The organism is Streptomyces sp. NPDC004134 (genome assembly GCF_042874195.1).
GTDB lineage: Bacteria > Actinomycetota > Actinomycetes > Streptomycetales > Streptomycetaceae > Streptomyces.
The window spans coordinates 1-25,143 of the sequence record NZ_JBIAMS010000003.1 but is presented as its reverse complement, the minus strand read 5'-3'; the positions used below and the strand labels follow the sequence as shown (position 1 = coordinate 25,143).

The window sequence follows — 25,143 nt, the reverse complement described above, 5'->3', positions numbered from 1 at the left end:
ACCGGCCGGGCGCGGTGTCACGCGGCCCTGGTCTCGGCTTCGATGAAGCGGGCGAGGCGCGCGGTGCCCTCGTCGATCTCCTCGGTGGTCAGATAGCTGGTGGAGAGCCGGAGGGCGCGGTGGCCGCCGCCGGCGCCCGGGTAGAAGTGGCTCATCGGCGTCCAGATGACGCCGAAGTCCTGGGCGGAACGGGTGAGCGCCGCGTTCCCGGCGGGGAACGGCACGTGCACGGTGAGGAAGAAGCCGCCCTCCGGCCGGTTCCACCGCACCCCCAGCGCGCTCCTGCGGTCGGCGGGCAGCCGCTCGTCCAGGGCCCGGAGCATGGCCCGCATGGCGTCTCCGTAGTACGCCGCCGCGCGGGAGTTCAGCTCGGAGACGAGCCCCTGCGCGGCCAGCAGCGCGCCGGCGACCGCCGCCTGGCTCAGCGACGGGGTGTTGACCGTCACCATGCTCTTGATCTTGGCGAGTTCGTCGGCGAGCAGGCTGGTGGCCCCGGAGTCGTCGGTGACGGTCTGGTCGGCGATGGCGAAGCCGACGCGGGCGCCGGGAAAGACGGTCTTGGAGTACGACCCGAGGTGGACGACGCAGCGGGTGCGGTCGAGCGACTTCAGGGTGGGCGGCGGCGGTCCCGGGCTCACCAGCCGGTACGGGCTGTCCTCCAGGATGAGCAGGTCGTGCCGTGCGGCCAGGTCGAGCAGGTCCGTGCGGGCCCGCGCCGTGAGCGTGGTGCCGGACGGGTTGGAGTGATCGGGGACCAGGTAGAAGGCGCGGGGGCGGCGGCCGCGTGCCTTCTCCGCCAGCACCGCCGCTTCGAGATCGGCGGGGTGGAAGCCGTCTTCCCGTTCCTCCACGGGGAGCACGGCGATGTCGAGCAGCCGGGCCGCCCCGGTGATGCCGACATAGCACGGACTGGCGACCATCAGTACGTCGTCGGGTCCGCCGATGAGCGCACGCAGCACCAGCAGCATGGCCTCCTGAGCGCCGACGGTCACGACGACGGACTCGGCCGGCACGTCGATGCCCTCGTCGGCGCGCAGCGACTCGGCGATGATCTCGCGGATCTGACCGGCGGTCGGGCCGTACTGGTAGAGGGCGGTGCGGATGTCCTCCGGGGTGCCGCCGTGCGCGGCCAGGTGGTCGAGGTAGGTCCGCATGTGCGTGAAGACCTGCTCGGTGTCGAAGAAACCGTCGTACGGCCGGCCGGGGGCGAAGGAGATCGCGTCGGGGTAGCGGAGCGTGATCTCGTTGAGGAAGTTCATCGTGTCCAGCAGGGGGTCGGACACGCTGCCGTGCAGCTCGGCCTTGCGCAGCGTGCGCGCGGACGAGGCGGGCGTCGGGGGCGCGGTGGCGCCCGGCGCCTGCGTGTTCGGCACGGCGCCCGCGACGAGTGCTTCGGGACCCGGAGCAGCCATGGAATTCCCCCACGCGAAGGCAATTGATGAAGTCGTCTTACGGCGCTTAGAAAAGCACGCCTCCGGGTATTTCGACAACGCCGTCCAAGAGTGCAATCTGCACACTTGGACACGGGTAAACGCACTTGGACGATTTCCGCGGTTGGACGGTCGCGTACGCGTTCATGAAAAGCGGCGCGGTTCACCCGGGAGCGGGTGTGAGTTCGGCGTCTCCGCCCTCGGTCTCCGCGTCCCACCCGTCGGCCTTGAGTTTCGCCGCGATTCTGCAGACGTCGGACGGGTGCACGCGGCACCGTACCGTGAATCCGCCGCCCGCGGCGGTGTCCACCGACGCGCTCTCGGTATCCACGCCGAGGCCCGCGACCGCCCCGAGGAAGCGCCCCAACTCCCCCGGGCGGCCCGGGACGGCCACCCGCAGCGCGGGGGTGTGCCCGGGGGGTTCTGGACGGGCACCGGGGATAGCGCCGAGGCCGGCGATGCCGCGGTCGAGCAGGTCGACGACGGTCCGCAGGCCCTCCTCGCGGTCCCCGGCGCCGTGCCCGGCGAGGGCGTCGAGCGCCGGCACCAGCCGGGTGAGGTCGGCGTGCACGTTCCGTACCACCCCGGCGAGAGCCGCCGCGTTGGTCTCGATGATGTCCGCCCACAGCCGGGAGTCGCCGCCCGCGATCCGCGTGACGTCGCGCAGCCCCTGGCCGGCCAGCCGGGAGACCCCGGCGGGGTCGTCCCGCAGCCGGGCCGCCATCAGGCTGGCCAGCAGGTGTGGAACGTGGGAGGTCAGGGCGACGGCGTCGTCGTGGGCGCGGCTGGCCATCACGAGCGGGACGGCACCGCACAGCTCGGCCAGCCGGCGGCCCCTCTCCAGGGTGGCCGGGGAGGTGAGCCGCGACGGGGTGAGCACCCAGGGGCGGCCCTCGAAGAGGGTGCCGCGGGCCGCCAGCGGCCCGGAGCGCTCGCGGCCGGCCAGCGGGTGCCCGCCGACGTAACGCGCGGGCTGGGGCGCGGCGTTCAGCGCGGCCCGTTCCGGCACGGCCTTCACGCTCCCGACGTCGGTATACGCCTGGGCGAGGCCGCTGCGCTGCACGTCGACCAGCACCGTGCCCACCCTGCTGGGCGGGACGGCGATCACGGCCAGGTCGACCGGCCCCGGCGGCTCCTCGGCGAGTCCCGCGCCCAGCGCCGCGGCGGTGCGGGCGGCGGTGGCGTCGCTGTCGGAGAGGTACACGGTCACCCCCTGGCGGCCGGCGGCCAGGGCCACGGAGGTGCCGATCAGGCCGGTGCCCACGACGGCTATGGAGCGAATCACCAGACATCCCCTGTCCGAAAGAACCTGATCGAAGGATTGCGCTCGGAAAGATCCCGCCAGAAAGCCGTGGACCGAATAGCGGAAACGGCGCAACAGCTTATGCACCGGCGGCCGCCGACCACCAGGATGACAGTCCAGAAAAGACGCTCGTAGCCAGATTCCCGGCCGGTCGCCTACAGTCCGGGAAACGCATGCCACTTCGTGACCAGGGGACAGTCATGCATGATTTCAGCCAGGCCGGAGTTCCGTTCGGCGACGTGGTCATCGACTACGTGGAGATGTACGTCGGAAGCCTGGAGGCCGCCGCTTTCGACTGGGTCGACAAGTACGCCTTCTCGGTCGTCGGCACCGGCGGCTCCCCGCAGCACCGCAGCATCGCGCTGCGCCACGGCCGCATCACCCTCGTACTCACCGAGGCCACCTCCGACCAGCACCCGGCGTCGGCCTACGTCCAGACGCACGGGGACGGCGTGGCCGACATCGCGCTGCGCACCGCCGACGTACGGGCCGCGTTCGGCACGGCGGCGGCCGGCGGCGCCAGAGTGGTGCGCGAGCCCACCGCGCACGACGGCGAGGGGCCGGCGGTGACCGCCGCGATAGGCGGGTTCGGGGACGTGGTGCACACGCTCGTGCAGCGCGCTCCCCGGGCGGGCGCGGGGCTGCCCGTGGGGTTCACTCCGGCGCTCCGGGAGGAGGACGGCCGCGCGGACGCGGTGGGGCTCGACGAGATCGACCACGTCGCGGTCTGCCTGGACACCGGCAGCCTCGACCCCACCGTCGACTTCTACCGGCAGGCGCTGGGCTTCGACTTCGTCTTCGAGGAGCGCATCGTCGTCGGCTCGCAGGCGATGGAGTCGAAGGTCGTGCAGAGCCGGTCGGGCGCGGTGACGCTCACGCTCATCCAGCCCGACCCGACCGCGGACCCGGGCCAGATCGACGAGTACCTCAAGGGCCACCAGGGCTCGGGCGTCCAGCACCTCGCCTTCTCCTCGGCGGATGCGGTGCGTTCGGTCCGCACCCTGGCTCGGCGCGGCGTCGCGTTCCTGAACACCCCGGGCTCGTACTACGACATGCTCGGCTCGCGCATCCCGTCGCTGAGCCAGGGGCGGCTGGCGGACCTGCGGGCGACGAACGTGCTGGCCGACGAGGACCACGACGGGCAGATGTTCCAGATCTTCACCGCCTCCACCCACCCGCGGCACACCCTGTTCTTCGAGGTGATCGAGCGCCAGGGCGCGCAGACCTTCGGCAGCGCGAACATCAAGGCGCTGTACGAGGCCGTGGAGCTGGAGAGGACCGGCCAGCGTGGGCCGTCCCGGCGCTGACTCCCCGGGGCCCGCGGTGCACACGCTCGCGGACGTCGAGCGGGCCGCCGCCGCTGTCCTGCCGGCCGGGGTACGGGACTTCGTGGCGGGGGGCAGCGGCGCGGAGGCGACGCTGGCGGCCAACAGGGCGGCGCTGGACCGGGTGTGCGTCGTACCGCGCGCGCTGCGCGACGTCTCCGGCTGCACGACGGAGTCGACGCTACTGGGGCGCCCGGTGGCCATGCCGGTGGCGGTGGCGCCGGTGGCGTACCACCGGCTCGTGTGCGCCGAGGGCGAGACGGCGGCGGCCCGTGCGGCGAAGGCGGCGGGGGTGCCGTTCACGGCGAGCACGCTGAGCAGCGTGCCGATCGAGGAGATCACGGGCGTCGGCGGCACGGTCTGGTTCCAGCTCTACTGGCTGCGGGACACGGCGCGGACCCTCGATCTGGTACGCAGGGCGGAGGACGCCGGCTGTACGGCGGTCATGCTCACGGTCGACGTGCCGTGGATGGGCCGCCGGCTGCGGGATGTACGCAACGGGTTCGCGCTTCCCCGGGATGTGCGCGCCGTCCACGTGGCCGCCGCGGACTCCACGGCGCACCGGCGCCGCGGCGGCGCCTCCGCGGTCGCGGCGCACACGGCCGAGGCGTTCTCGCCGGCGGTCACGTGGGAGTCGGTGGCGGCGCTGCGGGCGCACACCCGGCTGCCTTTGATCCTCAAGGGCGTGCTCGACGCCAGGGACGCGCGCCGCGCGGCGGATTCGGGGGTGGACGCGATCGTGGTCTCCAACCACGGCGGTCGGCAGCTCGACGGCGCGGTGCCCAGCATCGACGCCCTCCCGGACGTCGCCGCGGCGGTGGGGGGCGGCTGCGAGGTCCTGATGGACAGCGGCGTCCGCGGCGGGACGGATGTCTTACGGGCGCTCGCGCTGGGTGCCTCCGCGGTGCTGGTGGGGCGGCCGGTGATCTGGGGGCTGGCCGCGACCGGTGAGGCGGGTGCGCGGCGTGTGCTGGAACTGCTCGGCGACGAGCTGCGGGACTCGCTCGGGCTCGCCGGCTGCACGGATGTCGCGGACGCCCGCGAACTGCGCACCGCACGCCGTGCGATGAGCGAACGCTCCGGGTGCGGGCCTTAGGCGTACGGCACCCGCCCGCAGACTGCGGCCCGGGTCCGCCGGAAGCGTGGTGGGCCCGGGCCGTCCAACAGCTTGTTTCGCGTGGTTGGACACGCGTGGAATTCCACCGACGGGACGGCAGGACGTGCGTGTCTTCATCCCAGCACCAGACGAAGACACGCACGCCGCGCAGAAACAGCCGCCGCCTTCCTGCGGGTTCACCTGCTTTCCTGCTGTCTCACCCGTCGCACTTCGCGACGGCGGCGCCACGGCGTTCGGAATACGCCGCGATCACAGCGGCCGGGCGCTCTCGCGTTCCATCCGCATCGCGATGTCCTTCCAGATGCCCGCGCATTCACGCGCCAGTTGGGCGACGACGCCGCGGCAGTGCGCGGGTACGTTGCCGATGATCTCCTCCCACTCGTCACCGCTGAGTGTGTGAATGTTGAGAAGCCGAAGGAGCGTCCGGCCGGTTTCGCTCAGCCGCAGCGCCGGGTCGGCCTTCAGCCGGTTGACCGCCGAGCCGCGGTCGTCGACCGTTATCCGGACCGCCGCGGACGTCGTCGCAACACCCGCGGATACCGCCACCACCTTCGGTCTGCTCTCGATACGCGCCGCACTGCGCTGCCGCGGCACCGGCAGCGGGCCCTCTCCCCTGCGCATGCGGTTTCTGACGTCCCTGACCGTTTCCGGGGAGATCCCCGCGGCCCGGGCGACCTGCCGCAGCGACAGGCTCGGATTCTCGCTGATCATCCGGCTCGCGATCCTGCGCCCCTCGCTGCCGTTGAGGGGCCGCACGCGGCCGTCCTGGCCGACCCGGTGGCCGGTGGCGGCGGTGTCCGCCGACTCACGCCGGCGGATGGCCGCGACGGTCGCCGGGGCGATGCCCGTCACCGACGCGATCATCCGGTCCGACCACTGCGGATGCGACAGTATGATCCTGCTCGTGGCCCGCTTCCGGTCCGCCATGGTCAGCGGCAGCCCGTGGGCGATGTTCGACTCCACGGCGAGGACGAAGGCGTCCGCCTCGGTCCCGTCGAAGAAGCGGACGGCGATGGTGTCCTGACCGCGGAGCTCGGCGGCCCGCAGTCGGTGAAGCCCGTCGATGACCCGCATGGTCGCGCGGTGTACGACGATGGGCGGTAGTTCGGCTTGTGCCTGCGCCAGTACTCTTACATGCTCCCGATCTTCTCCCGAAGTCCGAGGCGAGCCCGCTCTCCGTAAACTGCGGACTTCGACCTCGACGGGCGTCTGATCGAGATGCCCCTGCACGGACGTCAACTTCAATTCCTCCCCGATCCAACTTCCGGTGGGCCGGGCCGTGGCCCGAACCCATTCGTGCGATTACCGGAACTCGAACAATCCCTTGACGCAGCCGTACTGATGTGGTCGCCGGCCGAACCGGCGGCCGAGAGGTCAGACCTCTCGATACAGGGGATGTGGGGGGTGATCGGAATGACGTCAGGCCGACGCGGATACCAGCTCCGCTGTCGACGCCATTCGGTTCTCCCCCGCTACTCGCTTCGCTCCCGGACGAAGCGAGTGAATGTTCCCCCGTTCGGACATCGACTCTAACAGCGCCGTCACGGATCAGACACCCCACGCCTCACCGAACACAGTTCACCCCACCAGGCATTTGACATGTGCCGCGCACGGCCGTTCTTCAAAATCACAGCTCGCCCGGGGCGGAAGGCGGGAATCCGGATAAATGCCACCCCAGTGAGCACCTGCGCCACGAATTCACAGAAAGGCTTTGCGGTGTCATGCGACGCATGAATCAAGCCGCCTTGTCCCGCCGGCGGGACAAGGTGCGGAGGGTCGGCGGGAAAGTACCGGAACGAAACATTCCGCAGAATGGGCATCCGTGCGCAAGGAACCGACTCCACCAACACGGCGTGGATTACCGGGAGTTGTCCGCCCGCCGGTTACCCGGAAGCGTCCGCGGGCTCTTCCGCCGCCTCGTCCAGCATCAGGACCATCCATTCCATCAGCCCCAGGCCGACGGCCTCGGCGGCCTTCTGCCACCGCACCCGGCGCTCCGCCACGACGCTCATCTGGACGAGCGACGGGCCCGCGCCCTCCTCGGTGACGCGGCGGCTGGCCCGGATCTGCTTGCGCAGCTCACTGCGGGTCCACCGGCCCCGCTCCGCACGGGTCAGCCACTCGTCCTGCGCGCCGGCCGGCATCCCCGCGACCTCCGCGTGGTGCTGGAAGCTGAGCTTGTCCCGCCGTCTCGAAGGATGGAATTTCCCCGCCACCCAGGCGTAGTTGCGAAGGGTCTGATAATCGAAGGAAGTCTCCGCCAGGGCGCGTTTGTAGCGGTCCGGGTAGTGGCTCCTGCCGTAGATGAGCCAGTCGCCCAGCCACCACGCGGAGGAATCCGCGATAACGAAGATCTGCCGCCCCAGATGGCTCCATTCGGCCAGCGGCAGGCCGGGGGGCAGGGACAGCGCCGTACGCCGCGTGGTGGAACGGCCGTTCACCGAGAGGCGGTTGGGAGGGCGCGACGGTGCCGGGGACGTCGGCGCCGGGGCCTGGCTCGCGGGCGGGTGGCCCGAAGCGCGGACCGCCGGGTTCGTCACGGGGCCGGCTCCGCGCGTCTCTCCCATGGACATGCTGCGCACCTCACCTGCCGATCTGCGACGCGCTTCCTCGTCAACCCGACCGGACAACCGCCGGCCTGCTCCGCAGGGCCGCGGTCCGCCGACCGGGGCCGCACGCGATCAACCGTGCTGATCCCATCATCCGTGGCGGCAGGTTGCAGCGCGGTGACAGCGCTCCTCTCCTGCGCCTGCTTTCACCTCAACCACCGCTGCGGGTGGACCGTGGGTTGCACCGCGGTTACGGCAGGCGTTCCGGCGCAGTAACCCTCCCCCCGATCTACTTGTCGTCAAACCCCGAGCCGACGGTGCCGGCCCCGCCGCACCGGACGAGGAGGATCCATGGCCACGCAGACCCGGTACTGCGCCGAGTGCCGTGCCGCCTTCACCTGGACGAGCAGCAGCCCCAACAGGAGGTTCTGCGGGCCGCGGTGCAAGGCGCGGTGGTGGCGCGGCCAGCACCGGCGGGCCGCCGCGGGAGTCAACGGTGCGGCGCCGGGGGCGGAGCCTCAGGTGCCGCGGGCCGCGGAGCCGGCTCTCGGCACGGCGCACGCGTGTCCCAACTGCGGACAGCAGCTCACGGTGGTGAACGTGGTGGTCCCGCTCGAGGACGCCCCGGCGGTGGCCGGCGAGGACCCGCGCGCGAAGGTGTTCGCGGCGGAACACGGCTGAACGGCGGGCCGGGCGACGGGGGTCAGCCGTCGAGGGGCTGCAACTCCAGCCGGCCGAGGTGGTCCGGGTCGGCGATCACGTCGATGCCGACGATGGTGCCGTTGGCGACGGCGAGGGCGAACGCGATCCGCGGCCGCCCCTGCTGCATCCACACCAGCCCCGGCGAGCCGTCCACGAGCGCCGGGCGGGCGGCCCTCAGCCGCCCCGTGAAGACGTCGGCGACCGCGACCGCGCCGCGCACCTCCTCCGCCGCACCCGCGGCCACCGCGGTGGCGTCGGCGCGGAGCACCACGTCGGGGTCGAGGAGCGCGACGAGCGCGTGGAAGTCCTCCCCGCGCGAAGCCGTGAGGAACGCGCCGGCGATCGCACTCCAGCGCGCGGTGACGCCCCAGTCCGCCGGCGCGCCCTCGTCCGTGTCGGCGCTTGCGGCGTACGAGCCGGCGGAGCGTGCGCCGGGGGCGTCCCCGGCAGGGTGCGGGCCGTCCGCGCGGTCGGCCGCGGGGCCCTGCACGCGGCGCCGGGCCCGGAGGGCCAGTTCCCGGGTCGCGGCGGGCGAGCGCCGGAGGATCGGCGCGATCTCGTCGTACGGGACCGCGAACAGGTCGTGCATCACGAACGCCAGCCGCTCGGCGGGCGCCATGGAGTCGAGCACGGCGAGCAGCGCGAGCCCGACGGAGTCGCCGCGGAACTCCTCCCGGTGCGCTTCCGGCGCGTCCGTTCCCGCCGGTTCAGCAGTTGCCGTTTTTTCATCATTTAAGAGCTTTTCATCGTCAACGAGATCCAGCGGGTCCTCCCCGCGCGCCGTCCGGGCCCGGAGGATGTCCAGGGAAGCTTCGCCCACGACCGTGCGCAGCCAGCCGCCGAGGCTCTCCACCCCGTCCGGTCCCGCACGGCTCACCCGCAACCACGCCTCCCGCACGGCTTCCTCGGCCAGCTCGGCCGAGCCCAGAACCCTGTGGGCGACCGCGTGCAGATGCGCGCGATGCTCCTCGAACCGCAGGGCCAGGAACTCGTGCTCGTCCATCGGGTCCTTCCTCCGTTGCACCTGTCACCACCGTGACCAGCCAAGCGCGGCTGATGTGACAAAGGGGCGGCCATGGTGCTCAGGTCGTGAGACGACGTTGCCGTCCGCGCGGGGCCCGTGGTCCGATCGCCGCATGACTCGCCGCATCGCGATCGTCGGGGCCGGCATCGTCGGCTCGTCGCTGGCCCGGGAGCTGGCCGGGCGGGACGGCTGTCAGGTCACCGTCCTCGACCGCTCCCCCGCGGGCCGGCTGTACGGGTCCACGGGCCACGCGCCCGGCTACGTCGGCGTGCTCGGCGAGGCCCCGGTCCTCACCGAGCTGGCCCGCGCCACGGTGCGGATCTACCGGGGGCTGACGGACGACTACGACGCGGCCGGCGATGCCCGTGCACAGGGCGGCGCCGGCTTCGAGGAGACCGGCTGCCTGGAGGTCGCCACCACGTCCGCGGCGTACGAGACGCTGCGCGGGCGCGCCGCCGCCGCGGAGACGGCGGGACTGCCCGCCCGGCTGGTGGGTCCCGAGGAGGCCGCGGCGCTGGCGCCGCGGCTCGTCGCCCCGGACACGGCCGTGGCCGGGCTGCACTTCCCCGGCGACGGCACCGCCCACGCCGGACTGCTGACCGCGGTGCAGCGGCGCAGGGCGGAGGCGCGGGGCGCGGAGTTCGCCGACGGCGCGGAAGCGACCGGCCTGGAGATACGCGCCGGGCGGGTGCACGGCGTGTGGCTCGCCGACGGCACGCTCGTGCCGGCCGACGACACGGTGCTCGCCTCCGGGATCTGGGGTCCGCTGCTCGCCGCCCGGGCGGGGGTGGACCTGCCTCTGACGCCGGTGTCCCACCCGTACGTCTACGGCGGGCCGCGCCCGGCGCGGCACCCGCGCGGGCCGTTCGTGCGCTGGCCCGAGCACCACGCGTACGCCCGCGACCACGGCGACCGGGACGGGATCGGCACCTACGATCACGACCTGCGGCCGGTGGCGCCCGCGGACCTCGGGGTGCGGGCGGAGGAGCCCTGGCCGGGCGAGCCGTTCGACGGGGCCGTGGCCGCCGCGCTCGCGCTGCTGCCGCCCGCGCACCGCTTCACGCCGGCCGTCCGCCTCAACGGGGTCTTCTCCGTGACCCCGGACAACCTGCCGCTGCTCGGCCCGTTCACGGGGCTGCCCGGGCTGTGGTCGGCGACGGCGATCTGGGTCACGCACGCCGCGGGCGCGGCGGCCGCGCTCGCGGAGTCGATGGACGGCGGCGAGCCGGGTGCCGGCCTCGCGGCGCTGGCTCCGGACCGCTTCGCGGGCGAGCCGGCCGGGGAACTGCGCCGCCGGGCGCTGCGCCATTACCGGGACATCTACGCCGCGGGGTGAGGTGCGGACGGCCCGGCGCGGGCGCGGAGCCGGGCCCGCGGCACCCTCGTTCCAGGGCCGCTCCGGGGGCCTGTGGATAACTTCCGGCGGTGTCGTGTCGGCGCCGTAGGATCCCCGTGAGATCGCCGGAGGTGCGAAATGGCCGTGGACGAAACCCTCGAAGCAGGCACGCCGCCGTGGCGGATGCTGCTCGCGTACGCGCGGCCGCACCGCTGGGCGCTGCTCACCGGAGCACTGCTGTCACTGGCGACGGGCGCCACGGGTCTCGCGCTGCCGCTGGTGGCGCGGTCGCTGATCGACGACCTGTCCCACGACCGCTCCATCGCCGGTGCGCTGATCGTGATGTCGGTGCTGGTGGTCGCCAACGCGGGGGTGGGGGCGCTGGGTTCGTACGTGCTGCGGCGCACCGCCGAGTCGGTGGTGCTGACGGCGCGGCGCCGGCTCAGCTCCTACCTGCTGCGGCTGCGGATCGAGGCCGTGGACCGAACGGAGCCCGGGGACCTGATGGCCCGGGTCACGTCCGACTCCACGCTGCTGCGCGAGGTCACCACCGACACCCTCGTCGGACTCGGCACCGGCGGTCTGACCGCCGTGGCGACGCTGGTGCTGATGGGCGTCGTCGACCCCGTGCTGCTCGCCGTGACCGCCGGCGTGATCTTCGCGGCCGGCACCGTCATCGGCGTCATCGTGCCGCGCATCAACCGGGCCGCTAGGCAGGCCGCCGAGTCCGTGGGCCTGATGGGTGCGGCGCTGGAGCGGGTGCTCGGCGCGCTGCGCACGATCAAGGCGTCGGGCGCCGAGCACCGCGAGGAGCGGGCGGTGCACGAGGCGGCGCAGGAGTCGTGGCGGCAGAGCGTGCGGGCCGCCAAGTGGTCGGCGCTCGCCGGGAACACGGCGGGCCTGTCCATGCAGGTCGCGTTCATCACCGTGCTGGCGGTGGGCGGCGCCCGGGTGGCGACCGGGGCGATCGAGGTCGGCACGCTGGTCGCCTTCCTGCTCTACGTCTTCTATCTGATGTCCCCGATCCAGCAGGTGGTGAGCGCGGTCGCGCAGTACCAGACGGGGGCCGCGGCGCTGGAGCGCATCCGCGAGGCGCAGCTCCTGCCGGCCGAGCCCGCCGCGGAGCCCGCGCCCCTGCCGGAGCCGGGGGCCGAACCGGCGGCGCTGGCCTTCGAGGACGTCCGCTTCCGGTACGCGGACGACCTGCCGTATGTGCACCACGGCGTCAGCTTCGCGATACCGCCGCGGGGCATGACGGCGTTCGTCGGCCCGTCGGGGGCGGGCAAGACGACCGTCTTCTCGCTCATCGAGCGGTTCTACGAGCCGACCGCCGGGCGGATACTCCTCGACGGCGACGACGTGACCCGCTGGGAGATACCCGCGCTGCGCGCCGCGATCGGGTACGTGGAGCAGGACGCCCCCGTGCTCTCCGGCTCGCTCAGGGACAACCTGCTGCTGGGCAATGCCGCGGCCGGTGAGGACGACGTACGGGAGGTGCTGAAGACCACCCGGCTCGAGGAGCTGGTGGCGCGGCTGCCGCTGGGTCTGGACACCCTGGTCGGCCACCGGGGCACCAAGCTGTCCGGCGGCGAGCGCCAGCGCGTCGCGATCGCCCGGGCGCTGCTGCGCCGCCCCCGGCTGCTGCTGCTCGACGAGGCCACGTCGCAGTTGGACGCGGTCAACGAGGCGGCGCTGCGCGACACCGTCGCGGAGGTGTCGCGCGACACCACGGTGCTCGTCGTCGCCCACCGGCTGTCGACCGTCACCAGCGCCGACCGGATCGTGGTGATGGACGCCGGCGAGGTGCGGGCCGTGGGCACGCACGCCGAGCTGGTCGCCGGCGACCCGCTCTACGCGGAGCTGGCCACCACCCAGTTCCTCGCCGCCGCGGCCGGCACCGCATGATGGAAGACGAACGACCGAGGAGGACCGCCGTGCGCCCCGAGCTGCAGATCAGCGCCACCAACCCGGAGCATCCCGCCGCGCTGCTCGACCTGCCCTGGGAGCTGCCGCTCGACGCCTGGCCGGAGGACTGCCTGGTCGACCTGCCCCGTGGCATCTCGCGGCACGTGGTGCGCTTCGCCGAGGCCGGCGAGGAGGTCGTGGCGATCAAGGAGGTGCCGGAGCGCGCCGCCCGCCGGGAGTACGAGCTGCTGCGCGACCTCGACCGGCTCGGCATCCCCGCCGTGGACGCGCTCGCGGTCGTCACGGGACGCACCGGCGCCGACGGCGAGCCGCTGGAGCCGGCGCTCGTCACCCGGCATCTGGTGGGCTCACGGCCGTACCGGGCGATGTTCGAGACGACGCTTCGCCCCGGCACCGTGAACCGGCTGATGGACGCGCTGGCCGTGCTCCTGGTCCGGCTGCACCTGGCGGGCTTCGCCTGGGGCGACTGCTCGCTGTCCAACACCCTCTTCCGCCGGGACGCCGGGGCGTACGCCGCATATCTGGTGGACGCCGAGACCGGGCAGATCCAGCCGCGGCTGAGCAACGGCCAGCGGGAGTACGACATCGAGCTGGCCCGCATGAACATCTCGGGCGAGCTGATGGACCTGGAGGCGTCCGGGGCGCTGCACCCGTCGATCGACCCGATCCCGTTCGGCGCGGCCATCGCCGAGCGTTACGGGGACCTGTGGCACGAGCTGACCCGGCAGTCGGTCTACCCGGCCGACAAGCGGCACTACATCGAGCGCCGCATACGCCGCCTGCACGACCTCGGCTTCGACGTCGCCGAGATGCAGATCACCCACTCACCGGGCGGTGACACCGTCTCGTTCGTGCCGAAGGTCGTCGACGCCGGCCACCACCAGCGCCAGTTGCTGCGGCTGACCGGTATGGACACCGAGGAGAACCAGGCCCGCCGGCTGCTGAACGACCTGGAGAGCTGGATGGCGACCCAGGACGACTACGCACCGGGCGACCCGCTCGGCGCCCGGCCCGAGGTGCTGGCGCACCGCTGGGTGCGGGAGGTCTTCCGGCCCACCGTGGGCTCGGTGCCGCTGGCGCTGCGCGGCCAGCTCGACCCGGCACAGGTCTACCACGAGGTGCTGGAACACCGCTGGCTGCTGGCCGAGCAGAAGCAGCAGGACGTGGGGCTGGAGGCGGCGGTCGCCGACTATGTCGAGAACGTCCTGCCGGGCTCCGTGGCCGGCACCTCCGGCTGACAGCACCTCTCGCTGACGGTACCTCCCGCTGACAGCACCTCCGGCCGACGGCGCTGACGGCCCAACCCGCGCACAGGCCCGCACCCGGGCCTACGCCCCGACCGGCGGCCCCTCGGCGGCACCGCCGGCGGCCCCGGTCTGACGACGCCGCCTGCCGCCGACCGCCCCCGGCGCGGTAGCGTCCGTCCATGCCCGGGATGTCGGCCGCCACCGCCGCGCTGCTGCTCGGAGCCGTCGTGGTGCTCTGCGCCGCCGCGGTGCTCATCGGCGTGCGCGTCGCACGCAACCAGCAGTACGGCACGGCGCAGGAGCGCGCCGCGTACGAGACGCTGCACACCGCCTCCCTGGCCGGCCCCCCGCTGCGCGCCGGCCTCACCGCCGACACCGCCCGCCGCGCCGCACCGCACCTGCGGGACCTCCTCGGCGCGCCCGCGCTCGCGCTCGCCGACGCCAAGGGCGAGCTGCTGGCCTGGGACGGCCCCGAGGGCACGCCGGGCCACGACCACTCGGAAGCCGTCCCCGGCGCCGCGGCCCAGGTGACGGACAGCGGCCGGACGCAGGTCATCGGCCCCCGCGAGGTGGCGTGCGCCTGGCCGGACTGCCCGCTGCGGCACGCGGTGGCGGTGCCGCTGGCGGTCGCCGGCCGCGTCGACGGCGTGCTCGCCGTCTTCACCTCGCAGGCGTCCGCCGGCCTGGTGCGCGCCGCCTCCGAGGTGGCCCGCTGGGTCTCCGCGCAACTGGAGCTGGCCGAGCTGGACAGCTCGCGTGCCGCCGCCAGCGAGGCGGAGCTGCGGGCGCTGCGCGCGCAGATCTCCCCGCACTTCATCTACAACTCCCTGTCCACCGTCGCCTCCTTCGTGCGCACCGACCCGGAGCGCGCCCGGGAGCTGATCGTGGAGTTCGCCGAGTTCACCCGCTACTCCTTCCGCCGCCACGGCGACTTCACGTCCCTCTCCGAGGAACTGCACTGCATCGACCGCTACCTGCTGCTGGAGCGCGCCCGCTTCGGCGGCCGGCTGGAGGTCTCGCTGCGGGTGGCGCCCGAGGTGCTGAGCGTCGTGGTGCCGTTCCTGTGCCTCCAGCCGCTGGTGGAGAACGCCGTACGGCACGGGCTGGAGAAGAAGCCGGGGCCCGGCCGGCTCACGATCACCGCGGCCGACGGCGGCAGCGAGGCGCTGATCAGCGTCGAGGACGACGGCGCCGGCATGGCGGCGGAGACACTGGCCCGCACCCTGGCCGGGGATCTCGCGGAGCTGGCCGAGCTGGCGGGGGACGCGCCGCGGGCGCCGGGCATCGGGCTGCGGAACGTCGACGAGCGGCTGCGGCAGGTCTACGGGGACGCCTACGGGCTCGTCATCGAGACCGCTCCGGGCGCCGGGACGAAGGTGCACGTCCGGGTGCCGAAGTTCCATCCGGACGCGGTCCAGAGCGGCCCCGGCGGGATGTGAGCGATAGACGGGTTTCGCTGCCGCCGCGCCCCGCATAGGGTTCCCGCATGCTGCACACTCTCGCCGTCGACGACGAGGAGCCCGCGCTGGCGGAGCTGGCGTACCTGCTGCGCCGCGACCCGCGGGTGGCCGACGTGCAGACGGCCGGTGACGGGCAGCAGGCGCTGCTGGCCCTCGACCGGGCCCTGGCCTCGGGCCGTTCCGTGGACGCCGTGTTCCTGGACATCGGCATGCCGGGCCTGGACGGGCTGGCGCTGGCCCGGCTGATATCCCGGTTCGCGCAGCCGCCGCGGGTGGTGTTCGTCACCGCGCACGAGGACCACGCGGTGGAGGCGTTCGCGCTGCACGCCGCGGACTACGTGCTCAAGCCCGTGGCTCCGGAGCGGCTCGCGGAGGCGGTGCGCAGGTGTGCCGAGTCGGCCGCGGAGCCGGCGCCGGACGAGCAGCCCGAGCCGGCCGGCGCGCCACCGGTGGACCGCGCGGCGGTGCCCGACGAGGTCATCAGCGTGGAACTCGCCGGTGTCACGCGGTTCGTGCAGCGCAGTGAGGTGCTCTACGCGGAGGCGCAGGGCGACTACGCGCGGCTGCACACCGGCGGCGGCAGCCACCTCGTCCGCATCCCGCTCGCGACGCTGGAGGAGCGGTGGGGCGCGGCCGGGTTCGTCCGCATCCACCGCAGCCACCTCGTCGCCCTGCACCACGTGCGCGAGCTGCGCATGGAGGCGGGGCGTACGTACGTCGTCCTCGGCGGGCACGCGCTGGCGGTCAGCCGGCGGCACACCCGCCAGGTCCGCGAGATGCTGGTCCGACATCCACCCACGGCGGCGGTGTGACATGGCGGGCGATCGGGGGATCTCCGCGCCGAAGAGCGGCACGCGGAAGAGCGGTGCGCCCGGCGGCCGCGTAGCCAAGGCGAGTTCCCGGAAGAGCGGGACGCAGAAGAGCGGCACCCGGAAGAGCGGCGCGCAGCAGAACGGCACGCGGCAGGACGCCGATGCCGCCGGGCAGACCGGAACGCCCGGCTCCCATGTGCCCCACAGCCGCACCCCGCAGAGCACCGCCCCGCCGGAGCCCCCCGGGCCCCCGCCCCGCGTGACCGTCGCCCACCCCCGCACCCTCGCCGCCCGCAGCTCCCAGCCGCTGCCCGGCAGCCGCGCCCTCGTCGCCGACGACCTGGGCCGGCAGACCCCGCTGGGCGACGTCTACCTCCGCTCCCTCATGCGCACCCAACTGCGCCTCGCCGCCTTCGTCGTCGGCGCCCTCGCCGTCGTGCTCGGCGCGCTGCCGGTGCTGCTGGCGACCGTGCCCAGCGTGCGCGACAGCACGCTGGCCGGCGTGCCCGTGCCGTGGCTGGTGATCGGCGTGGCCGTGCACCCGGTGATCCTCGCGCTGGCGTGGGTGTACCAGCGCCAGGCGCGCAAGAACGAGGCCGAGTTCGCGGACCTGGTCGAGCGGTCGTGACCGCCGTCGTGACAGGGCACAGCACGTGAACACCGTCCAGCCCGCCATCGCCGTGGCCGTCGTCTGCGTCGCCACCGCCCTCTTCGGCGTGTACGGGCTGCGCCCCGGCCGCGCCACCTCCGACTTCTACGTCGCCTCCCGCGCCGTGACGCCGCTGCAGAACGCCTCCGCGATCGGCGGCGAGTACCTGTCGGCGGCGTCCTTCCTCGGCATCGCGGGCCTCGTGCTCGCCTACGGCGCCGACATGCTCTGGTACGGCGTCGGCTACACCGCCGGCTACCTGGTCCTCCTCGCCTTCGTCGCCGCGCCGATGCGCCGCTCCGGCGCGTACACCGTCCCGGACTTCGCCGAGGCCCGGCTGCAGTCGAAGCGGGTACGGCAGCTCGCCTCGGTGCTCGTCGTCCTCATCGGCTGGCTCTATCTGCTGCCCCAGCTCCAGGGCGCGGGTCTCACCCTGCGCACCGTCACCGGCGCCCCCCTGTGGGTCGGCCCGGTGGCCGTCGCGGCGGTGGTGATGACGACCGTCGCGTCCGGCGGCATGCGCAGCGTCACGGCCGTGCAGGCGTTCCAGTACTGGCTGAAGCTGACGGCGCTCGCGGTGCCGGTGATCTTCCTGCTGCTGGCCTGGCGCGCGGACGGAGCGCCGTGGCCGGACGCCGACGCGCCGCCGCGGTTCCGGGACGCGACGACGGTGACCGTGCACCAGGCCGTCGACGTACGGGTCGAGGATCCGGTGCGGGTGACGGTGCACGGCCGGCTCGACGGCGAGCGGCTGGACGGCGAGCGGGTGCGCATCGGCCCCGGCGTGCACGCGATCGGCGAGGAGACCCGGGTACGGTTCCCCGCCGGCGCCGACGTGCCGCACCCGGTCGACGAGGAGCCCGTCGACGGCCTCAACTGGACGCGCCCGCTGTCCGGTACGGAACATCCCGGCTACGGCACGTACTCGCTGCTCATCGCCACCCTGCTCGGCACCATGGGCCTGCCGCACGTCATCGTCCGCTTCTACACCAACCCCGACGGCCCCGCCGCCCGCCGCACCACCTGGACCGTGCTGTGGCTGCTGGCCGCCTTCTACCTGCTGCCGCCGCTCTACGGCGCCCTCGGCCGCCTCTACACCCCCGAACTCCTCATGACCGGCCGCACGGACGCCACGCTGCTCCTCCTCCCCGACCGGCTGCTCGGCGGCGGCCCGGCCGCGGCGGTCCTCGGCACGCTGCTGACCGCGGGCGCGTTCGCGGCGTTCCTGTCCACCGCCTCCGGCCTGACCATGTCGGTGGCGGGGGTGCTGGGGCAGGAACTGGAGCGCAGACGGGCCCGGCGGACGACGGCGCCGCCGGGCAAGGCGGCCGACGCCCGCGCGGAGGTGCGGGCGACCGTGCTGCGGCTGCGGCTCGCCGGGGTGGCCGCGGCGGCGGTGCCGTGCGTGGCGTCGCTGGTGGTCGTGGAGCGGCCGGTCGCGGACGTGGTGGGGCTGGCGTTCGCGGTCGCGGCCTCGTCGTTCTGCCCGCTGCTGCTGCTCGGCATCTGGTGGCGCGGGCTGACCCCGCAGGGCGCCGCCGCGGGGCTGCTGGCCGGCGGCGGCGCGGCGCTGGCGACGGTGGCGGCGACGATGTTCGGCGTGCAACTCGGCGGCTGGCCGGGAGCGTTGCTGGCGCGGCCGGCGGCGTGGACGGTGCCGCTCGCGTTCGCGGTGATGGTGGGGGCCTCGTGGCTGACGAGGCGCAGCGTGCCCAGCGGTACGGCGCACGCGCTGCTGCGGCTGCACGCCCCCGAGTCGCTGGACCTGCCGCGCCGCCCGGGGCGTACGGCGGGCTGACCGAAGGCGAACGGGCCGCCGCCCCACCGCGTACGGGCACCAGACCCGTCATGTGCGACCGGCCGGCCCACCGTGTGCGAGCCGCGGCCCACCGCGTACGAGCGCCGCCGCCCGCCGCCCACCGCCCGCCGTTCGGCCCGAACCACCGCCCGGCCGACCGCTCGTCGTGCTTCCGCTACCGCTCGGCGCATCCGCGCCGCCGTTCACGGCACCACCGTCGCGCGGCGGCTCGCGCGGCGGCCCCCGCGCTTCTACGGTGGCCGCGCCCGGCCCGTCCGGACACCCCCGTCCCCCAAGGCGCCCATGGAGGCCGCGATGAGCAGCACACCACCGACCGGCAGATCGCCGGACGTGTACGAGGAAGTACAGCAGAGCGAGGAGTTCGGCGAGCTGCGACGCGCGCACCGTTCGTTCGCGTTTCCGCTGACCGTCGGATTCATCGTCTGGTACCTGCTGTACGTGCTGCTGTCGAGCTACGCGGACGGCTTCATGGGCACCAAGGTCGCCGGCAACATCAACGTGGCGTTCGTGCTGGGCATCGCGCAGTTCGTCACCACGTTCGCCATCGCATGGTGGTACGCGCGGCACGCCGCCGCGAAGCTCGACCCCAGGTCCGAGCGGCTCAAGGCTGAGGTCGAGGGCCGGGTGGCCGGCAATGGCACGGAGGTCGGGAAATGACGGGCACCACGAACGCGCTGCAGATGGTCGCCCAGTCGGATCCGGGTGAGCACCGCACGCTGATCGTCACGCTGTTCTCGGTCTTCGTGGCGCTCACCCTCGCGGTGACGGTGTGGGCGGGACGCAAGACGAAGGACGCCACCGACTACTACGCGGGCGGCCGTTCCTTCACGGGCTTCCAGAACGGGCTGGCGATCTCCGGGGACTACATGTCCGCGGCCTCCTTCCTGGGCATCGCCGGTGCCATCGCGCTGGCGGGCTACGACGGGTTCCTGTACTCCATCGGCTTCCTGGTCGCCTGGCTGGTGGCGCTGCTGCTCGTCGCGGAACCGCTGCGCAACTCGGGCCGGTTCACCATGGGCGACGTGCTCGCGTACCGGATGCGCCAGCGTCCCGTGCGCACCGCGGCCGGGGTGTCGACCATCGTGGTGTCGATCTTCTACCTGCTGGCGCAGATGGTCGGCGCGGGCGCCCTGGTGGCCCTGCTGCTGGGGATCACCGGCGAGGCGGGCAAGAACCTCATCGTGGTCCTCGTCGGCCTGGTGATGATCCTGTACGTCACCATCGGCGGCATGAAGGGCACCACCTGGGTGCAGATCATCAAGGCCGTGCTGCTGATCCTGGGCACGCTGCTGATCACGATCCTGGTGCTGGCGAAGTTCGACTTCAACATCTCCCAACTGCTGGGCGCCGCCGCGGACAACTCCGGCAAGGGCGCGTCGTTCCTGGAGCCGGGGCTGAAGTACGGGGTGACGAGCACCTCGACGATCGACTTCATCTCGCTGGGCATCGCGCTGGTGCTGGGCACCGCCGGTCTGCCGCACATCCTGATCCGCTTCTACACGGTGCCGACGGCGCAGACCGCGCGTAAGTCCGTGCTCTGGGCGATCGGCATCATCGGCGGCTTCTACCTGATGACCATCGCGCTGGGCTTCGGCGCCGCCGCGCTGATCAAACAGGAGACGATCGTCGAGTCCAACCCGGCGGGCAATACCGCGGCACCACTACTCGCGGAAGAAATCGGCGGCGGAGCCGGATCCACCGGAGGCGCGATCCTGCTGGCGATGATCTCCGCGGTCGCGTTCGCCACGATCCTCGCGGTCGTCGCAGGACTGACGCTGGCGTCGTCGTCGTCGTTCGCGCACGACCTGTACGCCAACGTCATCCGCAAGGGCAAGGCCACCGAGAAGGAGGAGATCGCGGCGGCGCGGATCGCCGCTGTCGGGATCGGCGCGGTCGCCATCCTGCTGGGCGTCTTCGCGGGCAGTCTGAACGTCGCCGGCCTGGTCGCCCTGGCCTTCGCCGTGGCGGCGTCGGCGAACCTGCCGACGATCCTCTACAGCCTGTTCTGGAAGCGGTTCACCACCCAGGGCGCGCTGTGGTCCATCTACGGCGGCCTGTTCACCTCGGTGTTCCTGGTGCTGTTCTCCCCGGTGGTCTCGGGCAAGGAGACGAGCATGTGGCCGGGCGTGGACTTCCAGTGGTTCCCGCTGGAGAACCCGGGCCTGATCTCCATCCCGGCCGGCTTCCTCCTCGGCTGGCTCGGCTCGATCCTGTCCAAGGACGAGGACGCCACCGGCAAGAAGTACGCCGAGCTGGAGGTCCGTTCCCTCACCGGCGCCGGCGCCCACTAGGCACCGCCGCCCGGCCGGCGCGGGTCGTACCGACGACCCGCCCGGCCACGCCGGTTCCCCGCCGGCATCAGAGCGGCGGCCGGCCGGCGGTGCCCGAGCGCCTGCCGTCCGGTCGTCACCCACCCCCCTCCCCGGGGGGCGGGGCACCCTCCTCCGCCCCGCCCCCTCCCCCCACTCCCGCGGGCCCGCGGGCGCCGTGCACCCACGGGCCCGCGGGCCTTTCGGCTACGCGGCCGGCTCGCGCTACCCGACCGTCTCCTTCGCCCGCACCTGCAGCGCGTCGAGCGCGGCGCGCACCGCGGGGCTGCCGGTCGCGCCGCGCCGGGTGACGGTGAGGAACGTACGCGAGGGAACGGGCGCCCCGGTGATCCGCAGCCGGCGGATCGACGGCACGCCGGAGAACTGCGCGAGCCGGGGCACGAGCGCGACGCCGAGCCCGTGGGAGACCATCACCCCCGTCACGGTCCAGTCGCACGCCTCGTGGGTCACGTTGGGCCCGAAGCCCGCCGCGCTGCAGGCCGCGAGCACGTGCTGGCGCGACCAGACGCCCGGGGGGCCGATGATCCACTGCTCCCCCGCGGCCTCGGCGAGCTCGATCGCCGTACGCGCGGCCAGCGGGTGGTCCTCCGGCACGACCAGGTCGAAGGGGTCCTCGATGAGCGTGTGCTGCTCGAAGCGCTGGTCGCCGCGGGCCGGCGCCTCGGCGGACGCCTCCACGACGGCGAGGTCCGTCTCGCAGTCGAAGAGCAGGTCGTAGCAGTCGGCGGGCTCCGCCTCGCGCAGCCGTACGTCGAGCCGCGGGTGCACCGCGCGCAGCACGCCGGCCACCGGCGCCAGCAGCCGGCACATCGCGCTCGGAAACCCGGACATGCGCAGCTCGCCGGCCGGCTCCTCGCCGAGCGCGTGCAGTTCGGCCGCCGCCCGCTCCCACTGCGCCTCGATGACGTCGGCGTGCGCGAGCAGCCCGCGCGCCGCGGGCGTGAGCCGCACCCGGCGGCCCTGCGGCTCCAGCAGCCGGACGTCGAGTTCACGGGCGAGCTGCCGGATCTGCTGCGAGGCGGCGGAGGGCGTGAGGTGGAGTGACTCGGCGGCGGCGGTCACGGTGCCGTAGTACGCGACCGCGCGGAGCACGCGCAGCCGGCGCAGGTCAATCATGTAGGTCCTCCTTCACGGTGCGCTCCATAAATCCAACCTAGACCTGAACGAATGAAACTTCCATGCTGAAGAGGCAAGGAACGCGGACCCGGCCAGGGGCCGCGGCCGACGAGAACCGCCGGAGCGAACGGCGGGGAGGGGACAACACGTTGTTCGAGGGTCACTGCCCCCACTGCGGCTGGGCGGACAGCACGCCGTTCCACACGGTCTCGCAGCACCGCACGGGCGGGGGGATGACGATCTGGACCCGCTGCCAGTGCGGCTCCCTGCAAATGCGGACGGTGGACGCGGCCGGCGGCCGCATCGTCACGCGCGGGCGCCCGGCCCCCGACGCGGCGGGCGGGCCGTACCCCGGAATGGCGCGGCAACAGCCCGCGGCGCGGGTAGAAAGGTGCCATGACGGCTGACGAACCGGCGCCCACGGTCGCCGAGATGCTCCGCGCCAACGAGGCCAACTGGGACGCCCGCGCCCCCGTGCACGCGCGCAGCGACTTCTACGGCCTCGACGGCTCCCGGGCGCCGGCCGGCTGGTTCGCCCCCTTCGAGTGGGACGACCTCGGCGACCTGCACGGCCGGGACGTGCTCCACCTGATGTGCCATCTGGGCACCGACACCCTCGCCTTCGCCGAGCGGGGCGCGGCCCGCACCGTCGGCCTCGACTTCTCCGCCGCGTCCGTCGCCGGGGCACGGCGGATCGCGGCGGCGGCGGGCCGGGAGGTGGAGTTCGTACGGGCCGACGTGCACGAGGCGCCCGGGGCGCTGGCGGGCCGGCGCTTCGACGTCGTCTACACCGGCAAGGGCGCGCTGTGCTACCTGCCGGACCTCGCGGCGTGGGCCGCGGTGGTACGGGCCCTGCTGCGGCCCGGCGGCGTGCTCTACCTGGCCGAGTTCCACCCGCTGCTCAACTCCCTGGGCCCCGCGGGCGACCCCGGCGAGGTGCCGGAGCTGCTGCTCCGCCACGACTACCTCGCCGGCCGCGGCCCCGTACGCAAGGACTCCCCGCACACGTACACCGACGGCCCGCCGCTCACCGGAGCCGTCACCAGCTACGAGTGGCGCCACGGCATCGGCGACGTGGTCACGGCGCTGGCCGGCGCCGGGCTCGCCGTCGACCTGCTGCGCGAGACGGACCTGCTGCCGTGGCCGCGGTTCGCGGCGATGGAGCGGGACCCGGCGAGCGGCTGGTGGCGGCTGCCGGCGGCCCGGCCCGCGGTCCCGCTGCTCTTCGCGCTCCGCGCCACCCCCGTGCCCGGGCCCGTACGAGGGTCTTGATCCGGGGGCCCGTTCCGGGTGACGCTCCCCTGACGATCGCACGAGCCCCGTACCGCGTACGCCGCCCGCTCCCGCCCCCGTCAGGAAGCGCACCGTATGACGCAGCCCGCCCGCCGTCCCAACATCCTGCTCCTCACCAGCGACCAGCAGCACTGGAACACCCTCGGCCGCGGCAACCCCGAGACCCGCACCCCGCACCTCGACCGGCTCGCCGCCCAGGGCACCGCCTTCGAGCGCGCGTACTGCCCGAACCCGACGTGCACCCCGACCCGCGCCTCGATGATCACCGGCAAGTACCCCAGCCAGCACGGCGCGTGGACGCTCGGCACCAGGCTGCCCGAGGACCAGCCGACGCTCGGGCAGCACCTGGGCGCCGCGGGGTACGCCACCTCGCTGGTCGGCAAGGCGCACTTCCAGCCGCTCGCGAGCACGGCGGAGCACCCCTCGATCGAGGCGTACCCGCTGCTCCAGGACCTGGACTTCTGGCGGGACTTCCACGGCCCGTACTACGGCTTCGACCACGTGGAGCTGGCCCGCAACCACACCGCGGAGGCGCACGCGGGCCAGCACTACGCGCTCTGGCTGGAGGAGAAGGGCTGCACGGACTGGCGGCGGTACTTCCGGCCGCCGACCGGCACCCTGGACCCCGGGGTGCGGCACACCTGGCCGATCCCGGAGGAGCTGCACTACAACGCCTGGATCGCCGAGCGCACCGGCGCGCTGCTCGAGGGGTACGCGGAGCGCGCCGAGCCGTTCTTCTGCTGGGCCAGCTTCTTCGACCCGCACCCGCCGTACCTCGTGCCCGAGCCCTGGGACCGGATGTACGACCCGGACGCGCTGACCGTGCCGGAGGCCGCCGCGGGCGAACACGACGCCAACCCGCCGCACTTCGGCCTCACCCAGCAGGACCGGCCGGACTTCTCGCCGTGGCAGGAGTCGGGGCAGTACGTCCACGGCTTCCACTCCCACCGGCTGCCGGCCGCCGAGCGGCGCCGGCTGGTGGCGACGTACTACGGGATGGTCAGCATGCTCGACGCGTACGTGGGCCGGATCCTGGACCGGCTCGACGCGCTGGGGCTGGCCGGGGACACGATCGTGGTGTTCACTACCGACCACGGGCACTTCTTCGGCCAGCACGGGCTGCAGGCCAAGGGCGCGTTCCACTACGAGGACCTGCTGCGGGTGCCGTTCCTCGCCCGGCTGCCCGGCCGGGTGCCCGCGGGGCGGGCCTCCTCCGCGCTGGTGTCGACCGTGGACCTGGCGCCGACGTTCCTGGAGCTGGCCGGGCTGCCGGTGCCGCGGGAGATGACCGGCGTCAGCCAGGCGGAGGTCCTCACCGGCGGCGCGCCGAGCGCGCGGGACCACGTCATCTGCGAGTTCCGGCACGAGCCGACGGCGGTCAGCCTGCGCACGTACGTCGACGACCGCTACAAGCTGACGGTCTATCAGGGGCGCACGTACGGCGAGCTGTTCGACCTGCGCGCCGATCCGGGCGAGACGCGCAACCTGTGGGACGACCCGGGGAGCGCCGGGCTCAAGTCCGAGCTCCTGCTCCGGTACATCTGGGCGGAGCTGGGCAAGGAGCCGATGTGGATGCCGCGGGTGGCGGCGGCCTAGGTGTATTGCCCTGGAGCGTTGTTGACGCGGGTGATGGGTGGTTGGCCGTCGAGTGCGGTGTGGCATCGGTGGTGGTTGTAGTTGTGCAGGAAGTGGGTCAGGGCTGCTG

The 25,143-nt window shown here is 73.5% G+C and carries 20 protein-coding genes and 1 pseudogene; 14 read left to right on the top strand and 7 right to left on the bottom strand.

Annotated features, from left to right (window positions below; all coding sequences use genetic code 11):
- Positions 1–17: 17 nt before the first annotated feature.
- Together ACFYVJ_RS05470 and ACFYVJ_RS05465 are read right to left on the bottom strand one after the other, a co-directional pair.
- Positions 18–1,412: a PLP-dependent aminotransferase family protein gene (locus ACFYVJ_RS05470; protein ID WP_388886855.1), complete on the bottom strand. Its 1,395-nt coding sequence runs from the start codon at positions 1,410–1,412 to the stop codon at positions 18–20.
- A 181-nt stretch (positions 1,413–1,593) separates the two neighbouring features.
- Positions 1,594–2,715: a prephenate dehydrogenase gene (locus tag ACFYVJ_RS05465; protein ID WP_388886854.1), complete on the bottom strand. Its 1,122-nt coding sequence runs from the start codon at positions 2,713–2,715 to the stop codon at positions 1,594–1,596.
- A 218-nt stretch (positions 2,716–2,933) separates the two neighbouring features.
- Here ACFYVJ_RS05465 and hppD point away from each other — a divergent pair, with 218 nt between their 5' ends.
- Both hppD and ACFYVJ_RS05455 read left to right on the top strand, forming a co-directional pair.
- Positions 2,934–4,040: a 4-hydroxyphenylpyruvate dioxygenase gene (gene hppD / locus ACFYVJ_RS05460; protein WP_388886852.1), complete on the top strand. Its 1,107-nt coding sequence runs from the start codon at positions 2,934–2,936 to the stop codon at positions 4,038–4,040.
- The gene (locus ACFYVJ_RS05455) at positions 4,021–5,154 is read left to right on the top strand and encodes an alpha-hydroxy acid oxidase (RefSeq protein ID WP_388886850.1); all 1,134 of its coding nucleotides are present in this window, start codon (positions 4,021–4,023) and stop codon (positions 5,152–5,154) included. The genes hppD and ACFYVJ_RS05455 overlap by 20 nt, the downstream gene beginning before the upstream one ends.
- Before the next feature lie 270 nt (positions 5,155–5,424).
- Here the strand turns inward: ACFYVJ_RS05455 and ACFYVJ_RS05450 are convergent, their stop codons facing one another.
- Both ACFYVJ_RS05450 and ACFYVJ_RS05445 read right to left on the bottom strand, forming a co-directional pair.
- Positions 5,425–6,405 carry a ParB/RepB/Spo0J family partition protein gene (locus ACFYVJ_RS05450; protein WP_388887340.1) on the bottom strand — a complete coding sequence of 327 codons (981 nt, stop codon included), beginning with the start codon at positions 6,403–6,405 and terminating at the stop codon, positions 5,425–5,427.
- 653 nt (positions 6,406–7,058) lie between these two features.
- A complete protein-coding gene (locus tag ACFYVJ_RS05445; protein ID WP_388886848.1) occupies positions 7,059–7,616 on the bottom strand; it encodes an LmbU family transcriptional regulator in 558 nt (185 codons plus the stop codon).
- A 459-nt stretch (positions 7,617–8,075) separates the two neighbouring features.
- Between ACFYVJ_RS05445 and ACFYVJ_RS05440 the strand changes: the two genes are divergently transcribed.
- Complete coding sequence (locus ACFYVJ_RS05440; RefSeq protein ID WP_388886846.1) at positions 8,076–8,405, top strand: hypothetical protein; 330 nt, start codon at positions 8,076–8,078, stop codon at positions 8,403–8,405.
- A gap of 22 nt (positions 8,406–8,427) precedes the next feature.
- Here the strand turns inward: ACFYVJ_RS05440 and ACFYVJ_RS05435 are convergent, their stop codons facing one another.
- Positions 8,428–9,429 carry a sigma factor gene (locus ACFYVJ_RS05435; RefSeq protein WP_388886844.1) on the bottom strand — a complete coding sequence of 334 codons (1,002 nt, stop codon included), beginning with the start codon at positions 9,427–9,429 and terminating at the stop codon, positions 8,428–8,430.
- Positions 9,430–9,562: 133 nt separating this feature from the next.
- Here ACFYVJ_RS05435 and ACFYVJ_RS05430 point away from each other — a divergent pair, with 133 nt between their 5' ends.
- From ACFYVJ_RS05430 to ACFYVJ_RS05390, 9 genes are all read left to right on the top strand, one after another.
- A complete protein-coding gene (locus ACFYVJ_RS05430) occupies positions 9,563–10,786 on the top strand; it encodes an NAD(P)/FAD-dependent oxidoreductase (protein WP_388886842.1) in 1,224 nt (407 codons plus the stop codon).
- A gap of 138 nt (positions 10,787–10,924) precedes the next feature.
- Positions 10,925–12,691 (top strand): ABC transporter ATP-binding protein, encoded by a 1,767-nt coding sequence (locus ACFYVJ_RS05425; RefSeq protein WP_388886840.1) that lies wholly within the window; start codon positions 10,925–10,927, stop codon positions 12,689–12,691.
- Positions 12,691–13,950, top strand: a complete 1,260-nt coding sequence (locus ACFYVJ_RS05420; RefSeq protein WP_388886838.1) for a DUF4032 domain-containing protein — start codon at positions 12,691–12,693, stop codon at positions 13,948–13,950. The genes ACFYVJ_RS05425 and ACFYVJ_RS05420 overlap by 1 nt, the downstream gene beginning before the upstream one ends.
- A 197-nt stretch (positions 13,951–14,147) precedes the next feature.
- A complete protein-coding gene (locus tag ACFYVJ_RS05415; RefSeq protein WP_388887338.1) occupies positions 14,148–15,398 on the top strand; it encodes a histidine kinase in 1,251 nt (416 codons plus the stop codon).
- Positions 15,399–15,445: 47 nt separating this feature from the next.
- Positions 15,446–16,231, top strand: coding sequence for a LytR/AlgR family response regulator transcription factor (locus tag ACFYVJ_RS05410; RefSeq protein ID WP_388886836.1), 786 nt, complete (start codon positions 15,446–15,448; stop codon positions 16,229–16,231).
- 1 nt (position 16,232) lies between these two features.
- Positions 16,233–16,859, top strand: a complete 627-nt coding sequence (locus ACFYVJ_RS05405) for a hypothetical protein (RefSeq protein ID WP_388886834.1) — start codon at positions 16,233–16,235, stop codon at positions 16,857–16,859.
- A gap of 25 nt (positions 16,860–16,884) precedes the next feature.
- Positions 16,885–18,678 carry a cation acetate symporter gene (locus ACFYVJ_RS05400; protein ID WP_388886833.1) on the top strand — a complete coding sequence of 598 codons (1,794 nt, stop codon included), beginning with the start codon at positions 16,885–16,887 and terminating at the stop codon, positions 18,676–18,678.
- A 303-nt stretch (positions 18,679–18,981) separates the two neighbouring features.
- Positions 18,982–19,356, top strand: coding sequence for a DUF485 domain-containing protein (locus tag ACFYVJ_RS05395; protein WP_388886831.1), 375 nt, complete (start codon positions 18,982–18,984; stop codon positions 19,354–19,356).
- Positions 19,353–20,990, top strand: a complete 1,638-nt coding sequence (locus tag ACFYVJ_RS05390) for a cation acetate symporter (protein ID WP_388886829.1) — start codon at positions 19,353–19,355, stop codon at positions 20,988–20,990. Before ACFYVJ_RS05395 ends, ACFYVJ_RS05390 begins: the two co-directional genes overlap by 4 nt.
- A gap of 243 nt (positions 20,991–21,233) precedes the next feature.
- Here the strand turns inward: ACFYVJ_RS05390 and ACFYVJ_RS05385 are convergent, their stop codons facing one another.
- Positions 21,234–22,145 (bottom strand): LysR family transcriptional regulator, encoded by a 912-nt coding sequence (locus ACFYVJ_RS05385; protein ID WP_388886827.1) that lies wholly within the window; start codon positions 22,143–22,145, stop codon positions 21,234–21,236.
- Between the two features lie 396 nt (positions 22,146–22,541).
- Between ACFYVJ_RS05385 and ACFYVJ_RS05380 the strand changes: the two genes are divergently transcribed.
- Positions 22,542–23,417: a class I SAM-dependent methyltransferase gene (locus tag ACFYVJ_RS05380; RefSeq protein WP_388886825.1), complete on the top strand. Its 876-nt coding sequence runs from the start codon at positions 22,542–22,544 to the stop codon at positions 23,415–23,417.
- Between the two features lie 96 nt (positions 23,418–23,513).
- On the top strand, positions 23,514–25,034 hold the full coding sequence (locus ACFYVJ_RS05375) for a sulfatase (RefSeq protein WP_388886824.1): 1,521 nt from the start codon (positions 23,514–23,516) through the stop codon (positions 25,032–25,034).
- Here the strand turns inward: ACFYVJ_RS05375 and ACFYVJ_RS05370 are convergent.
- Positions 25,031–25,143 (bottom strand): annotated as a pseudogene (locus tag ACFYVJ_RS05370) (IS481 family transposase); the annotation flags it as partial. The gene ACFYVJ_RS05375 and the pseudogene ACFYVJ_RS05370 overlap by 4 nt on opposite strands.

Coding starts and splice junctions, on each gene's coding strand:
- ACFYVJ_RS05385 (WP_388886827.1), bottom strand. CDS start 22,145: ATGATTGACCTGCGCCGGCTGCGCGTGCTCCGCGCGGTCGCGTACTAC.
- ACFYVJ_RS05410 (WP_388886836.1), top strand. CDS start 15,446: ATGCTGCACACTCTCGCCGTCGACGACGAGGAGCCCGCGCTGGCGGAG.
- ACFYVJ_RS05395 (WP_388886831.1), top strand. CDS start 18,982: ATGGAGGCCGCGATGAGCAGCACACCACCGACCGGCAGATCGCCGGAC.
- ACFYVJ_RS05430 (WP_388886842.1), top strand. CDS start 9,563: ATGACTCGCCGCATCGCGATCGTCGGGGCCGGCATCGTCGGCTCGTCG.
- ACFYVJ_RS05380 (WP_388886825.1), top strand. CDS start 22,542: ATGACGGCTGACGAACCGGCGCCCACGGTCGCCGAGATGCTCCGCGCC.
- ACFYVJ_RS05440 (WP_388886846.1), top strand. CDS start 8,076: ATGGCCACGCAGACCCGGTACTGCGCCGAGTGCCGTGCCGCCTTCACC.
- ACFYVJ_RS05375 (WP_388886824.1), top strand. CDS start 23,514: ATGACGCAGCCCGCCCGCCGTCCCAACATCCTGCTCCTCACCAGCGAC.
- ACFYVJ_RS05405 (WP_388886834.1), top strand. CDS start 16,233: ATGGCGGGCGATCGGGGGATCTCCGCGCCGAAGAGCGGCACGCGGAAG.
- ACFYVJ_RS05435 (WP_388886844.1), bottom strand. CDS start 9,429: ATGGACGAGCACGAGTTCCTGGCCCTGCGGTTCGAGGAGCATCGCGCG.
- ACFYVJ_RS05390 (WP_388886829.1), top strand. CDS start 19,353: ATGACGGGCACCACGAACGCGCTGCAGATGGTCGCCCAGTCGGATCCG.
- ACFYVJ_RS05470 (WP_388886855.1), bottom strand. CDS start 1,412: ATGGCTGCTCCGGGTCCCGAAGCACTCGTCGCGGGCGCCGTGCCGAAC.
- hppD (WP_388886852.1), top strand. CDS start 2,934: ATGCATGATTTCAGCCAGGCCGGAGTTCCGTTCGGCGACGTGGTCATC.
- ACFYVJ_RS05425 (WP_388886840.1), top strand. CDS start 10,925: ATGGCCGTGGACGAAACCCTCGAAGCAGGCACGCCGCCGTGGCGGATG.
- ACFYVJ_RS05415 (WP_388887338.1), top strand. CDS start 14,148: ATGTCGGCCGCCACCGCCGCGCTGCTGCTCGGAGCCGTCGTGGTGCTC.
- ACFYVJ_RS05420 (WP_388886838.1), top strand. CDS start 12,691: ATGGAAGACGAACGACCGAGGAGGACCGCCGTGCGCCCCGAGCTGCAG.